This is a genomic window from Pseudovibrio sp. Alg231-02 (genome assembly GCF_900143565.1).
In the GTDB taxonomy this organism is placed as follows: Bacteria; Pseudomonadota; Alphaproteobacteria; order Rhizobiales; family Stappiaceae; genus Pseudovibrio.
The window spans coordinates 132298-146968 of the sequence record NZ_FREX01000003.1 but is presented as its reverse complement, the minus strand read 5'-3'; the positions used below and the strand labels follow the sequence as shown (position 1 = coordinate 146968).

9 protein-coding genes and 1 tRNA gene are annotated in these 14671 nt (G+C 50.2%); 8 read left to right on the top strand and 2 right to left on the bottom strand.

From position 1 onward, the window contains the following. Positions 1-2: 2 nt before the first annotated feature. The 7 genes from DHN43_RS10200 to DHN43_RS27630 all read left to right on the top strand — a co-directional run bounded on the left by DHN43_RS10200 (position 3) and on the right by DHN43_RS27630 (position 6788). Positions 3-1586 carry an ABC transporter substrate-binding protein gene (locus DHN43_RS10200; RefSeq protein ID WP_057463110.1) on the top strand — a complete coding sequence of 528 codons (1584 nt, stop codon included), beginning with the start codon at positions 3-5 and terminating at the stop codon, positions 1584-1586. A gap of 115 nt (positions 1587-1701) precedes the next feature. Next, positions 1702-2679, top strand: coding sequence for an ABC transporter permease (locus tag DHN43_RS10195; RefSeq protein WP_108818529.1), 978 nt, complete (start codon positions 1702-1704; stop codon positions 2677-2679). A 10-nt stretch (positions 2680-2689) separates the two neighbouring features. Continuing rightward, on the top strand, positions 2690-3610 hold the full coding sequence (locus tag DHN43_RS10190) for an ABC transporter permease (RefSeq protein ID WP_063294747.1): 921 nt from the start codon (positions 2690-2692) through the stop codon (positions 3608-3610). 7 nt (positions 3611-3617) lie between these two features. Continuing rightward, complete coding sequence (locus DHN43_RS10185; protein ID WP_108818528.1) at positions 3618-4604, top strand: ABC transporter ATP-binding protein; 987 nt, start codon at positions 3618-3620, stop codon at positions 4602-4604. Next, positions 4601-5605, top strand: a complete 1005-nt coding sequence (locus DHN43_RS10180; protein ID WP_108818527.1) for an ABC transporter ATP-binding protein — start codon at positions 4601-4603, stop codon at positions 5603-5605. Before DHN43_RS10185 ends, DHN43_RS10180 begins: the two co-directional genes overlap by 4 nt. Before the next feature lie 29 nt (positions 5606-5634). Then, the gene (locus DHN43_RS10175; protein WP_208995171.1) at positions 5635-6504 is read left to right on the top strand and encodes an N-formylglutamate amidohydrolase; all 870 of its coding nucleotides are present in this window, start codon (positions 5635-5637) and stop codon (positions 6502-6504) included. Between the two features lie 23 nt (positions 6505-6527). Beyond that, on the top strand, positions 6528-6788 hold the full coding sequence (locus tag DHN43_RS27630; RefSeq protein WP_373456191.1) for a hypothetical protein: 261 nt from the start codon (positions 6528-6530) through the stop codon (positions 6786-6788). Between the two features lie 218 nt (positions 6789-7006). On the opposite strand, the gene DHN43_RS10170 is transcribed toward DHN43_RS27630, so the two are convergent. Beyond that, a complete protein-coding gene (locus DHN43_RS10170) occupies positions 7007-13774 on the bottom strand; it encodes a DUF3320 domain-containing protein (protein WP_108818526.1) in 6768 nt (2255 codons plus the stop codon). Positions 13775-14062: 288 nt separating this feature from the next. Between DHN43_RS10170 and DHN43_RS10165 the strand changes: the two genes are divergently transcribed. After that, positions 14063-14395, top strand: coding sequence for an HTH-like domain-containing protein (locus DHN43_RS10165; protein ID WP_199914798.1), 333 nt, complete (start codon positions 14063-14065; stop codon positions 14393-14395). Between the two features lie 120 nt (positions 14396-14515). Here the strand turns inward: DHN43_RS10165 and DHN43_RS10160 are convergent. Further along, a tRNA-Arg gene (locus DHN43_RS10160) sits at positions 14516-14592 on the bottom strand. Positions 14593-14671 lie beyond the last annotated feature (79 nt).

The following is a 14671-nucleotide window of genomic DNA, read 5'->3' as shown; positions in this document are numbered from 1 at the left end:
CAATGATTAAGCTGCACAAATGGCTTGCTGGAACAGCAAGTGCCATGTTGCTTATGGGTGGAATAGCGTCTGCTGAAGACCTGACAATCGGCTTGTCTTCAGAGCCAAGCGCCATTGACCCGCACTACCATAATCTGGGTCCGAACAATATGATTGCCTATCATATGTTTGACCGGCTTATTCACCAAAACGAAAAACAACAGCTGCAGCCTGGCCTCGCAACCAGCTGGAAGCCAATTAACGCCACCACATGGGAACTGAAACTGCGTGAGGGCGTGGTGTTCCATGATGGTAATCCGTTTAATGCGGATGATGTGGTGTTCTCATTTGAGCGCGCACCAAATGTGCCAAACTCACCATCCAGCTTTGCCACATACACCAAAGGCAAAACGGTCAAAAAGATTGATGACTACACAGTCCATATCGTGACTGAAAAGCCTTATCCGCTTGTTCCTAATGACATTTCAACCGTCAGTATCATCTCTGTAGAAGCCGGAACGGATGCAACAACCGAGATGTACAACTCCGGCAAAGCAACCGTTGGCTCCGGCCCATACAAATATGCTGAGTACGTGCCGGGTGATCGCATTGTTTTGGAAGCAAACCCTGATTACTGGGGCGCAAAGCCGAAATGGGACAAGGTAACCTTCAAGCCAATCAAATCCGGCCCATCTCGTGTGGCTGCTTTGTTGGCGGGTGATGTTGATCTGATTAACGGCGTCCCAACAACAGACATTGAAGTGCTGAGCAGCAACGACAAAGTCTCCTTGTGGCAGGGCCCATCCAACCGCGTCATCTACTTGCATCTGGATCATGACCGCGATGACAGCCCATTCGTGAAAGCCATGGGCGGCGGGGCCATCAAAAACCCGCTGAAGGATCAGCGTGTTCGTGAAGCGATCTCCAAGGCCATCAGCCGCGATCTGATTGTTGAACGTGTGATGGAAGGTGTCGCCGTCAAAGCAGGCCAGCTTCTGCCAGATGGCTTCTTTGGGGTCAGCGAAAACCTGAAGCCGGTTGAATACGACGCAAAGGGCGCGAAAGAGCTGCTGGCAGCTGCCGGTGTTGGTGATGGCTTCGAGCTGCGGATCCACGGTCCGAATGACCGTTACATCAACGATGCAAAGATCGTGGAAGCCATCGCACAGATGCTCAACCGCGTTGGAATCAAAACCGATGTGGAGACCATGCCGCGGTCTGTCTACTTCAAACGCGCATCTCGTGGTGGTCCAAACAACACGCCTGAGTTCTCAATGGTTCTCGTGGGGTGGGGCGCTGGTTCTGGCGAAGCATCCTCACCACTGCGCTCTCTCATCCATACCTACGACAAGAGCCAGGGGTTCGGCTCTTCCAACCGTGGCCGCTACTCCAATGCTGAAGTGGACGCCATGATTGAAGAAGCTCTGGCAACTGTCGATGATGAAAAGCGTCAGGATCTGCTCGCAAAAGCAACCGAGATCGCCATCAACGATCAGGCGATCATTCCGCTGCATTATCAGGTGAATACGTGGGCGACCCGCAAGGGCCTTGAGTACCTGCCTCGCACGGATGAATACACCCTGTCCTGGGGCGTATCCGCTGAGTAATCGCATGCAAACAAAAGACCGGCATAGCGCTTATGCCGGTCTTTTTCTTTTCTAAGGCCAAAACTCACCTCAATTATTTCAATGGGTTGGCTTTACCTGCGAAAGATTTAAAGACATGTCTGTCTTCGTTCTCAGACGCCTGATGCAAAGTGGCATAGTCATGATTGCTATGTCCGTCATTGTGTTCTTTGGCGTGAATGTGGTGGGAGATCCCATCGATATGCTGGTCGCACCGGATGCGGATCAGGCCGAAATTGAGCGCGTCATCCGCGACTTCGGCCTCGATAAGCCTGTGTGGCAGCAATATACGGTCTTCGTCAGCAACGCCTTCAAAGGAGATCTGGGCACCTCCTTTATCTTTGGTGAGTCAGCGCTCAAGCTCATTGTGGAGCGGATGCCTGCCACGCTGGAACTCGCCTTCATGGCGCTCCTCATGGCGATTGTCATTGGCATTCCGCTAGGTCTTTACGCGGGTCTGCGCCCCAACGCCATCTCCTCGCGTCTCATCATGAGCGGCTCGATTCTGGGCTTTTCACTGCCCACATTTTGGGTTGGCATCATGATGATTATGCTCTTCGCCGTGATGCTCGACTGGGTGCCCGCCACAGGGCGTGGAGACACCGTCTCGGTGCTCGGCATGCAGGTCTCGTTCCTCACCGCAGATGGCTTCTCTCACATTGTTCTCCCGGCACTCAATCTCGCGCTCTTAAAAATCTCGCTGGTGATCCGCCTGACAAGGGCAGGGGTGAGGGAGGTCATGCATATGGACTTCATCAAGTTCGCCCGCGCCAAAGGCCTGTCCTCCAGCCGTATTGTCATGGTGCACCTGTTCAAGAACATCATGATCCCCGTGGTCACGGTCCTCGGCTTGGAGTTTGGTTCACTCATCGCCTTTTCAGTCGTGACGGAAACAATCTTCGCATGGCCCGGCATGGGCAAACTGCTCATTGATGCCATTCAGCAGCTCGATCGCCCGATCATCGTGGCCTACCTGATGATTATCGTGGTGCTCTTCGTCGTCATCAACCTGATTGTTGACATCCTTTATTCCATTTTGGACCCGCGCGTGCGGCTTCAGGATGCGGCGAACTAAGGGGCATCTCATGACCATCGAAACAAGCCTCAAACCACCGCGAAAGCAGCTTTTCTCTGGCGATACTCCTATGAGCCGCTTTCTCTCGGAGTTTGTGGAGAGCAAAGTCGCTGTCGCCGCTGCGCTCCTGCTGTTCACAATCATCATGGCAGCACTGTTCGCCCCATGGATCACCCCGCAAAACCCTTACGACCTGGCGCAAGTCAGCGTGCTGGATGCCCGCATGGAGCCGGGGGAGCAAAGCTTTGACGGATACACCTTCTGGCTTGGCACAGATGGGGCAGGGCGCGATCTGTTCTCTGCAATCCTCTACGGCCTGCGCATCTCGCTCTCCGTCGGGGTGACAAGTGGCATCATCGCTCTTGTCATCGGCATGTCCGTCGGCCTGATCGCAGCTTATGTTGGAGGTCGCACAGAAACCTTCATCATGCGCATTGTGGACCTGCAGCTCTCCTTCCCAGCCTCTCTGGTTGCCTTGATGTTGCTGGCGCTGATGGGCAAAGGCGTCGACAAAATCATCCTCGCCCTCGTCGTAGCGCAATGGGCCTACTACGCCCGAACAGTGAGGGGAACAGCCCTTGTTGAACGTGGGAAGGAGTACGTGGAAGCCGTCACCTGCCTTGGCCTCAGTCATGCCCGCGTGCTCTTCCTACACATCATGCCAAATTGCCTGCCGCCACTCATTGTGGTTGGAACGGTTCAGACCGCCCACGCCATTGCGCTGGAAGCAACCCTGTCGTTCCTCGGCGTTGGCCTGCCACAAACAGAGCCTTCCCTCGGCCTGCTCATCGCCAATGGCTTTGAGTATGTGATCAGTGGCAAATACTGGATCTCAATCTTCCCCGGCATAGCCCTGCTCATCACTGTGGTTTCAATCAATCTGGTGGGCGATCAGCTGCGTGATGTCCTCAACCCGCGCCTGAGGAAGTGAGGACAATATGAACACGCCAAACACACTCACAGTCAAAAACCTCAAAACCCACTTCTTCACCAAGGCAGGTGTTGTCAAAGCCGTTGATGATGTCAGCTTCTCCGTCAAACCCGGTGAAATCCTGGGTCTCGTTGGTGAGAGTGGCTCCGGCAAAACCGTGACGGGCTTCTCGTTGATCGGTCTGGTGGATGAGCCGGGCAGAGTGGTCGGCGGCTCAATCCTCCTCAATGGGGATGATCTCGCCAGAAAAAACGAAAAGCAGTGGCGCGAGCTGCGGGGCAAGAAGATCGCCATGATCTTTCAGGACCCCATGATGACCCTCAACCCTGTTCTGCGCATCGATACGCAGATGATTGAGGCCATTCAGGCCCACGAGGACATCTCAAAACAATCCGCACGACAGCGTTGCCGTGAAGCACTGGTCCGCGTTGGTATCGCTTCTCCGGATGAACGCCTCGCGTCCTACCCGCACCAGTTCTCAGGCGGCATGCGCCAACGTGTTGCCATTGCCATCGCATTGTTGCACGAGCCGGACTTGATCATTGCAGATGAACCAACAACAGCGCTGGACGTCACCATTCAGGCACAGATCCTCTACGAGGTCCGCAAGCTGTGCTCAGAGACCGGCATGTCCCTCATCTGGATCACGCATGATCTGGCTGTCATCAGCGGTTTGGCAGATAGGATCGCGGTGATGTATGCTGGGCGCATTGTAGAGCAGGGCAGCATTGATGAAGTACTGGACGCACCACTGCACCCCTACACCAAGGGCCTCATTGAATCCGTCCCAAGCCGCAACAAACGCGGCGCCAAGCTCTACCAGATTCCAGGTATGACACCATCTTTGCTCAACCTTCCCGCTGGCTGCGCCTTTTCAAGTCGTTGCTCGGCAAAGCAGAGTGACTGTCTGGTTGCTACGCCAGAAATCACGCAGTTAGGAGAGGAAAGGCAAGTCCGTTGCTTCCATCCTGTAAAGCAGGAGGAAATGGCATGACACTTCTGGAAACTCCGGTCATTGAGCTGCAAGGCGTTTCCAAGCGCTTCACCAAAAAACTGGACCTTGCTGAAAAAACACTCCGCTTCTTCGGCTCCAACCTCAAAGAGCAGGTGGTCCACGCCGTTGATGACGTCTCGCTCAGCATTGCACCGGGCGAAGTGGTTGGTCTTGTTGGCGAAAGCGGCTGCGGAAAATCCACGTTGGGCCGCGTCGTGGCAGGCATCCATGAGGCCAGCAACGGCACCGTTCAGTTCCATGGAGACAACGTCAAACAGCTCTCCGGTGCGGATGCTAAAAATGCTCAACTGAAGGTGCAGATGATCTTTCAGGACCCTATGTCCTCCCTCAATCCACGCAAACGGGTGAGTGATATCATCGGCGAAGCGCCCCGTGTCCATGGCCTAGTTTCAAAGGCAGACCTCTCAGACTATGTAGACCAGATGCTTCTCCGCGTCGGCTTGGATCCGGATTTCAAAACCCGTTATCCGCATCAATTCTCCGGCGGACAGCGCCAACGTATCGGCATCGCCCGCGCTTTAGCAGTTAACCCGGAATTTCTTGTCTGTGATGAGTCCATTGCAGCGCTTGATGTGTCCATTCAGGCGCAGGTCATCAATCTTTTCATGGACTTGCGGGCACAACTCGGCCTCACCTATCTGTTCATCAGTCATGACCTTGGCGTGGTGGAGCACCTCTCCGACCGTGTGGTGATCATGTATCTGGGCCGCGTAGTTGAGATCGCGAAAACTGATGAGTTATTTGCCAGACCAAACCACCCCTACACACAGGCCTTACTGCGCGAAGTCCCGCGTATTGATGCCCGCAAGCAGGTGTATGAGCCGATCAAAGGCGAAATCCCGTCACCACTGGCCCCACCAAGCGGATGTCATTTCCATCCGCGATGTCCATTTGCCACCAAACGGTGCACAGAGCAGCAGCCAACCCTGAGGGAAATTGCTCCCGGTCATGTCTCTGCCTGTCACCTCAATGATGCCTAGTTAAACCAAAAATATTTGAGAGAAACACATTGCCCCAATCCATCGAAAACGTGCTGAACATCCATCGACCCGCAGAACTGACCAACCCGCTGGTGGTGGACTCTCCTCATTCAGGAGAGATCTACCCGGCGGACTTCCGCCCTTGCGTACCCGCCAGCCGCTACAAATGTGCAGAGGACAGATACGTCCACGAACTCTTTGAAAAGGCGGCTGAAACTGGCGGAACCTACCTCGAGGCGCTCTTTCCTCGCATCTACATCGACCCAAACCGCCGCGCAGACAACATTGATCCGGCCACTATCAAAGGCTGGACACGAGCAGCAAAGCCCGATTTCCGCAGTGACCTCGGCAAAGGCCTCATCTGGACAGAAGCCCCACCCACCAGCGGTCCGCTTTATGACCGTGAACTGAGCGTTGCGGAGATCGAGAACCGCATAGATGCCTATTACGCGCCCTACTACGATGCACTCACCCGCCTCATGGAACATGCCCACGCCCGCTTCGGTGTGGCCTATCATCTGGACTGCCACAGCATGCAGGCGGTCTCCACCGTCATGCACGAAACTGGAGCAGGCGAAAAGCGGCCAGATATCACCCTCAGCGATCGGGATGGCACTACCTGCGACCGCGAATACATCTACACAGCTTGGGAAATCCTCACAAACCTTGGCTATGAAGTGAAGATCAATGATCCCTACAAAGGCGCAGAACTGGTCATTCACACAGGCCGCCCCCAACAAGGCTGGCACTCCCTCCAGATCGAAGTCAGCCGCGGCCTCTACATGAGCGAAGTAACACTCGAAAAATACCCAAACTTCATCACTCTCCAACAAGACCTGGGAACCTTCGTGAATCGCCTCTCCGAGTTCACAAAACAAAAAATCCAGCAGCCGGTTTGACTTAACAAACTTTGTAGAGCGGAATTAGGAGATATATTTGCCTTAAAAGCTATCCAGAATTTAGGCAGGCCTATGAGGCAGCTCGCCGTTTTGCTGCTAACAGCCTTGTTGATGAGATGTTGGAGATTGCGGATGATGCTCGCAATGACTGGATGGAGCGCATCAATCGAAGTGAAACCACAGCGGTTTTCAATGCAGAAAACGTTCAACGTTCGCGCTTGCGCATACAAACGCGCAGTGGATTGCAGAGAAGCATTTCCCTTCTCGCTATGGTCAAAAGATAAAAAGCGAAGTCACTGGCAAGGACGGGGGTGTCCTGCAAGCATAAGTAACCGGGCTTGATATTCATGGAAAGAAGATGTCAGAGCTTGAAATTGCGCGTCGTGTTGCATTCCTTTTGCAAAAAGGCGCGCAAGCACATAATTGGCAATCAAATCAAACGTAGTTTGGTTTTCAATGGGCAGGAATAGATCCGCCCATTGATTTGATCTCTTGTGCTTAGTTACCCAGAGTGTGCTCGAAAGTACTCGATTGCTTCGGCTACTCTTGCCCTAATGGCTGCAGCGACGCGGTCATAACCCATTGTTCGGGCGATGGCATTAACTGGGTCCTCTTCGCTAAGCAAGTGCGGCTGCTCATCAATGAGACCAGCGATTTCAGCAATTGGAATATCCGTTACAGAACGCCTGTAATCTTTGTTCACTGCTGGCCTGAAGCCGATGAGTTGCGTTTTGCTATCTTTTTCCCAAACGAAGGTACCTGATGTTTCCTCGTGAAGGTCAAAGTTCGCAAAGTGCTTCTCAATTTCACGCCGCAACACAGCACCAGTTCTACTCCAACCATGTGCTTTGGTAATGCGCTGCGCCAATGCTGTATCTTTGATTGGTCCTTCATCCGATACAATTTTTCTGATCATCTCCAACAGTGTTGGAGCATAGTCAGCGTCATGAAATTTGTCTGGATCCGGCGCAAGGCCAGAAAGGTCTGTCCACTCATACGGCTTTGATGTTGGTGAAGGTGCATTTGATGCTGAAGTTACAGAGTGATTGCCGTGCAATGGAGTGCTCTGTAGTGGCTCAATCCTATCAACCTGTGTCGTTTCCTTGACCTCTTCAAGAGAGGTGTCCGGAATGCTTTCATCAAGTTGAGCTTCAAAAGCCAAGCGCTCTTCTTCAAGCTTTTCAGCCTCTGCTGCTTGCTCTGCCTTCAATTTATCTGCGGCGCGGCTATCGACTAACAGATCTCGCAGTTTGTGGTGAATCTCGTCTGCTACATGTTGAGAGTCGTACCACCAATCAGGAGACCAAATACGAAGGATTTCCCAACCGAGATTGCGCAGTACCTGCTCGCGTACTTTATCGCGATCCCGTGCGGTTGCTGAACTATGGTATGTTGCTCCATCGCATTCTACACCGGCAATAAACGCTCCCGGTTTATCTGGGTGTACAATGCCTAAATCGACTCTGAAGCCTGACACCCCGACTTGCGGAACAATTGTCCAGCCTCGCATCTGGAGTGCTTCGGAGACAGCTTCTTCGAATGGGCTATCATAGCCTCCCACAGAACCATCGTCTGAAGCTGCTAGCGCAATTGTGCCTTTTTCAGCAAAGCTCAGAAACTCCTTAAGATGCTTTACGCCAAGGGCTTTTGTCCGAGATGTATCAATAGCATCTGCCGTAACTGTACTGAAAATGAGTAGTTCTTCGCGTGCGCGGGTTACTGCAACGTTTAGTCTGCGTTCACCGCCATCTTTGTTGATCGCACCAAACGACATGGACATTTTGCCTGCAATGTCGGGGGCAAACGTAATCGAGAACATCATAACATCGCGTTCATCACCTTGAACGTTTTCAAGGTTGCGAACGATGACAGGTTCAATGCGTTCGTCAGCAAAGAACCATTCCAAGTCAGGATGATTACGCAACTCAGCGTCAAACAAGTCCTGAATCAAACTTTGTTGCTGTTGGTTGAAGGTTATTACACCAAGTGTAGGACGATCTTCTTCCGGCAGATCAATCCACTTACGCAGGCGTTTAACAGCTTCTTTGACGATGTTTTGGGCTTCTAGCTTATTAGTTCTGCTCTTGCCTCGGTCATAGATTGCATCTGGCGTGTGAACGAGTTTCACAGCACGGTCTGCCACGACAGGTGATGGGAATGTAATCAACCTGTTATCGTAGTAGTGCCAGTTGGAGAATGCGATGAGAGACTCGTGACGACTGCGGTAGTGCCAATTCAGCTGTAAGTTAGGCAAACCAGAGGCTTTCGCCTCTTCAAGGATGCTTTCCAGATCCTTCTCGTAGGCTTCTAGCTCTTCATCATCATCTTGTTCTGAGCGGCCAAAGAAATTGGTTGGAGGCAGCTGCTTAGGGTCACCCACAATGATAGTTTGCGTACCACGTGCGATTGCTCCAACAGCATCCCAAGTCGTGATCTGGGAAGCCTCATCGAAAATTACCACATCAAACTGTGATTGGCCCGCAGGAAGATACTGCGAAATTGACAGAGGAGACATTAGAAGGCAGGGAGCCAGCTTACTAAATGTTCCAGGCATTGCCGAAATAACGTCACGAATAGACTTGCTTGGCCGCTTCAGGTTCATTTGGTGGCGAAGCGTTCCAAGTTCGGAGCTTTTTGGAACGGCATGCTGTGAAGGCAGCTTATGGTTTAGGGCAGATTGCACTTTGTATGCCGCAGTAGCCCGCACTTGATCATCAAGCTTTCGGAATTGCTGTAACATTTCCTCATGCTTGAAGCGCTTGAAGCTGCGAAGAACAGGAGTGTTATCAATCGCTTCAGGAAGCCACCAGTTTGCGAAGGCGACAGTAAAACGCTTTTCTAAGTCCTCATGAGGGATGAGTTGGTTCTCAGCAGCTTCAATGAATGGCGTAAGGTTTTGATTTTCAGCAGTTGTTTTGACTTTCTGCCATTCGGTCCAGACTTGAAGTTGCTTTGAATTGTCGGTTAAGACTTGGAGATCATCCTGCAATCTGTGTAAGATTGCAGTCCCTTCAAAATGATCTTTGCTAGAACCTGCTGCGCGGCAAAAACGGCCCAATCCATCTCGGAAGAGCTTTGCAGCTCCAATCAACTTTGCTGCCTGCAAGCGTAGTGGATCATCAGCTCTTCCCTCAGACAGGCTGGAGCGGAGTTCTTCGTTTTTGAAGACTGTTGCGTTGCTAAGGTGATTGATATGTCGGATGGCCTTTGTGCTTTCGTAAGCCAAGCCTAAGTAAGAGCGGAGTTGGTCGATATCTGCTTGTGCAGCTTCCCATTTAGGTAGGGAGCGCCTATCACCTTGGTTTCTGAGTGAATTTGTAAACTCGCAGAGTTGGGCAAATTTAACGTGAAAATGATCTTTTGCTTCGAGTAGCTTTTGGGATTGCAATCGTAATGGATGACCAACTTCTCCATTTTCTAAGCAAGATCGGAATTGCTCGTTCTTGAAGATCGTAGCATTACTATGATGATTGATGTGAGCGAGAACAGCTTTGACTTTCTCAGCTAAATCAAAGTAAGAGCGCAGCTTTTCAGTTTCTGTCTGTGTTCCGTCCCATTTAGGATAAAAGCGCTGATCAGTTTGCTCTTGAATCGAGTTCAACGCATCTTGCATCTCTCGCAGCTGAGAAATTTCGGTTTCGGGACTTGCGGTGCCACTTTGCGTGTAGGTCTGTAACAGTTTTCTAATTTTGCCTTTTGCAAAGGCAGAAAACGGCCACATTTTTGAACAAGCTTCACGCCAATTGTGATCCAATGAATCCATTGGTAATCGCAGGATTGTTGCTTCATCATACGACGCATTTAGTTGTGTTTCTGCTTTCTTAAATTGGATTATGTCTTTTTCTAACTTTTGAGCAGACGATTTAATGTCATCAAATCGCTCTTCAAATACAACACCTAGCTGCGTTTCTTGAGTTGACTGAATTAGCTCAGCCAGCGAGCAAATTTCCTCAATATCCTGCAGCCCGAGAGTGTCACTTGCTTTGAAATCAGTAAGCTGATTGAAGTAATCCAACTGATGGAGAAAATTGGATACAGATGCTTTGATCTCATCAAATCGCTCTTCAAACACCACACCTAACTGTGTTTTCTGAGTTGATTGAATTAGCTCAGCCAGCGAGCAAATTTCCTCAATATCCTGCAAGCTGTGGGTGCCGTTTGCTTTGAAATTAGCAAGACGATTGAAGGCAATCAATTGATGGAGAAAGCTGGATACAGACGTTTTGAGTTCGTCGAAGCGCTCCTCAGATACCCTATCCAATTTCATGCTCTGAGTAGATTGAATTAGCTCAGCCAGCGAACAAATTTCTTCAATTTTCTGCAAGATGAGGGTGTCACTTGCTTTGAAATCAACAAGTTGGTTGAAGGTATCTAATTGATGGACAAATTTGGATGCCGATGTCTTGATTTCATCAAAATGCTCTTCGAACACGACACGCAACTGAGTGTCCTGAGTTGACAGAACGAGCTCTGAAAATGAGCAAATATCTTCTATATCCTGCAGACTAAGTTGTGCCGTTGTCTTGAAATCAACAAGTTGGTTGAAGGCGTCTAACTGCTCCAGAAATTTGGATGTCACATTCGAAGTTTCTGAGATTACATCCAGTAAGTCATTTTGCCAGCGTACAGACCAATCTTGGTGCTTAATAAGATTAAGAGCAGGGATTGGTTGCACTTCGCGGTGCACGCTAGCGATTTCGCTTACGGTGTCCTGCAGCTGTGCAAGCGTTTCCTTTCCAATGGTCCTGTTGTTGTCCCAGTTGAGCTTAGGAACGTATTCATTGGCATGTTTTACAGCCAACCCCAGAGCATCAAATACAGTAAGTCCGCATGCTGAAGGCGTGTGAAGGGCAGTAATATAATCGTTGAGGTGATCTCGGCGAACTTTGAGCTGCTCGTTGATGCGCACCCATTCGCCAGTGTCTGGCTTTGAACCTTGCTCCCACGAAGTCTTAAGTTGCTCCAAAAACTGCTTTCGTTCAGCTTTGTTTGAATGCAGCTCTAAGCAGAACTCGCCTAACCCATGTTCTCGCAAGCGACGATAAACAACGTCCAGTGCAGCAGTCTTTTCAGCGACAAACAAAACACTTTTGTTGTTAGCCAAGCATTGAGCGATCATGTTTGTGATGGTTTGGCTTTTGCCAGTACCGGGAGGGCCGACAAGGATGAAATCCTGACCTTCCACCGCAGCCATGACAGCGCTTAGTTGAGATGAGTCCGCAGGGAGCGGAGTGATGATGTCTTTCGGGTCGTATTTTACATCGATATCGCGCTCAGATGGAAAAGCCGTTGAAACACCCGGTTCAAATGCCTTGTCTGGGTTATCAATTAAGTGCCTTACGACCCGGTTCTTACGCAGATCATCAGTACGCTCAACGAGGTCCTTCCACATAAGGAACTTGGCAAAAGAGAAGGTTGAGAGGGCCGTCTCATCAACAACTTCAAAGCCCGGCACGTCACGTACCGCTTTTCGAACCATCTCAAATACGTAAGGAACGTCAATGCCACTCTCATCAGTTGGCAGTTTTGCGTCGAATGGTGGAAGAGAAAGATTGTAATCCTTCTTGAGAAACTCCATCAGAGTTGCGTTAAAACGCACTTCGTCTTCATGGTGCTCCAAATTGAAGCGAGATGCAGCGCTCTTACGTGTGAGCTTCACTGGGATAAGCAGGAGCGGAGCTTTGTAGGCCTTTTCGTCATCAGCTGACTTCTTCCAACGCAGGAAGCCGACTGCAAGGAACAAGGTGTTGGAGCCGCCCTCGTTCAGATCGTTCTTTGCGCGCCTGAAAAGCTCTGTCAGCCGCTTATCCAGCTCTCGTTTCTCTAAAGTGGAAGGAAGCTCGTTTCTTGCAATTGCTTGAGCTGCAAACTCTTCATCCAGATCTTGCCCGGTCTTTTTGAGATGCAGATCTTCATCGCGCTCCCCATGAGGGTTCTCTTCTGGCAGCGAAATAACCCGAATTTTCTTCCGCTCAGCGAGGCGATCCTCCAGAAGCGGAACGTCTGTGCACAAAAATGGAACTGTTTGTTTGGTGGACTTAAAATTCAAAAGCCGGTTTCTCAACGACAGATCAAGCAGTTTATTCTGCCAGCGTGCGATTCGATCCTTTGGAGTACGTGGAGATTCTTCAGCTTCATCCGTAGGGAGCGCATCAAAGCTAGGTGCTTTAGGCAGAGGTAGAGTAGTCGCCTCAAACTCTGGCGCTTCAGCGTGGTTTTCTGAAGATGCAGCTTGGTGTGACGCCATAGGACGAATTTGAGAAGCTCTGGCGCGTGCTATATCAATCGCGCCAATAAAACCCGCTTCGTTTTCTTCGTTCGTGTAACTTTTAGCAATCGCAATCGCTTTATCAAACTGGTCTGCCGGACGGCGGGTAATACCTGTTGTTTCGAACACAATAAGTTCGCGTGCAGCAAGCGCTTTTCTGATCTCAGTCGGATCTTGTTCAATAAGGGACGGAAGTGTTGTCTCTCTCAGCCAGAAACCGCAATAACTATGCCCCTCGATGATGAGAACGACAGGATTTAAGCCAATGGCTTCTAAGGCAGATGCAAAAAAGAGTGTGCTGTCAAAGCAAGTGGCAAGCCCCTGTTCTCGAATAGTAGAAGGACGCCGAACTTTCTGTCCGTGAACTTCAAAACTTTTGGGCGGCTCTGCATACATTAAGCCCATACCAGCCACAGCAGACCAGAGCGCAGCACCCAGCATGTAAACTCTTTTCGGGTCTTTGCTTTGGTATCCGTCCAGGGCGGGCGAGTATCCATATTTTACGAGAACTTCCCCGGCATCTCGCTGAACCTGAGCGATAGCAGGATCGTTTGGCATGACAAACGCAGCTGCAATGCTTGCCATGCCTGCAAAGCCGCCCCATTCGTCGCGAGCTAATAACCGCAATTCTTTTCTGTGCTCGGCGACAAGTTCCCCTTCAGCATTGCGCAGATGGAAAACTGCGACACCTTTTTCCGCCTCATCCAGTCCTTGCAGGTAATCTGGGTCTAAAGTCACCTCAAGATTTGAAAGGCTGAGTGTCTCGTCTGCAGGTAAGCGATCAATCTTCCAGCTCTTGGCCTTTGCGAATGACGGAGTGAAGCTTAGCTCTAGCGTAAGATTGTTCTGAGCGTGTTCTGCTGAGTTATGCAGTTCAACCATGGAGAGGAGGGGAACCGAGTTCTGCCAACTCGCATAATTTACGACGCTAGAGATTGTCACTTGGAATGAAACGCCGCAATCTGTCTCTTCAGCGCGTGCCTCTTGAGTGATCTCCAGCATGTTTGCCCCCTAATAAACGAAATGACTTTAAATCAAGATTTAACTTTCCATTAACATATTAGACGCGCACTACAACATCCTGAGAAGCCTCTCAGGACAAGGGACATATGAATTCTGAATATAAATGAATTCCACTCAGCTTCGATTTAATTGTTACCGTCCAGACCAGAGTATAAATACGCAAATTTTGTGATTTGAGGCGCCGATAAGCCTCTGCTTTATTGAAACGGTTCATCGTAGAGAAATCTAGGCTTTAATTCGGATGAGTATTTTGCAGTTAGTTGCAAAATGAAACGTTATGATGCTCTGAGAATGAAATTTATCATTCTTTCAGAGTGTCCTATTCGTTTTCATCAATGGAATGTTGAGGCATTAGATATGGCTGATAAATCCAAGATCTTTAACACAATCCGGCAAGCCATTGATGCGGCTCCTGAAGGAGGCAGAGCTGCGGAGATACATCTTCAGTCACTTAAGTATGCTGAAGAGCTAGAACATGTGACGGGTAAGGAGTTTGCTCATAGCGTGGGCATAAAAAAATCTTATGGAACTGAGTTCAACAAGATGAAGAATATCGTAAACCGCCCGAAGGCGGCTGGTCTCAACCTACCAAAAATTTAGAGGACGATTGATCCTATTTGGTGAGTTACTAAATCACATGAGCTACCTGTGCGTGGTTACTATGTGGTTCCTTTGATGAAATCCACAGTCACGCAAGTCTATCTAAATCATTGAAAAATATGGTGCACCCGATAGGATTCGAACCTATGGCCTCTGCCTTCGGAGGGCAGCGCTCTATCCAACTGAGCTACGGGTGCCTGTGTCGGGCGTAGGTGCCCTTGAGGTGTTGTAGTCTTTACCCGATCCTAAGCCGCGCTGCAATGCGCCAATTACAAC

Coding starts and splice junctions, on each gene's coding strand:
- DHN43_RS10195 (WP_108818529.1), top strand. CDS start 1,702: ATGTCTGTCTTCGTTCTCAGACGCCTGATGCAAAGTGGCATAGTCATG.
- DHN43_RS10170 (WP_108818526.1), bottom strand. CDS start 13,774: ATGCTGGAGATCACTCAAGAGGCACGCGCTGAAGAGACAGATTGCGGC.
- DHN43_RS10190 (WP_063294747.1), top strand. CDS start 2,690: ATGACCATCGAAACAAGCCTCAAACCACCGCGAAAGCAGCTTTTCTCT.
- DHN43_RS10180 (WP_108818527.1), top strand. CDS start 4,601: ATGACACTTCTGGAAACTCCGGTCATTGAGCTGCAAGGCGTTTCCAAG.
- DHN43_RS10185 (WP_108818528.1), top strand. CDS start 3,618: ATGAACACGCCAAACACACTCACAGTCAAAAACCTCAAAACCCACTTC.
- DHN43_RS10200 (WP_057463110.1), top strand. CDS start 3: ATGATTAAGCTGCACAAATGGCTTGCTGGAACAGCAAGTGCCATGTTG.
- DHN43_RS10165 (WP_199914798.1), top strand. CDS start 14,063: ATGAAACGTTATGATGCTCTGAGAATGAAATTTATCATTCTTTCAGAG.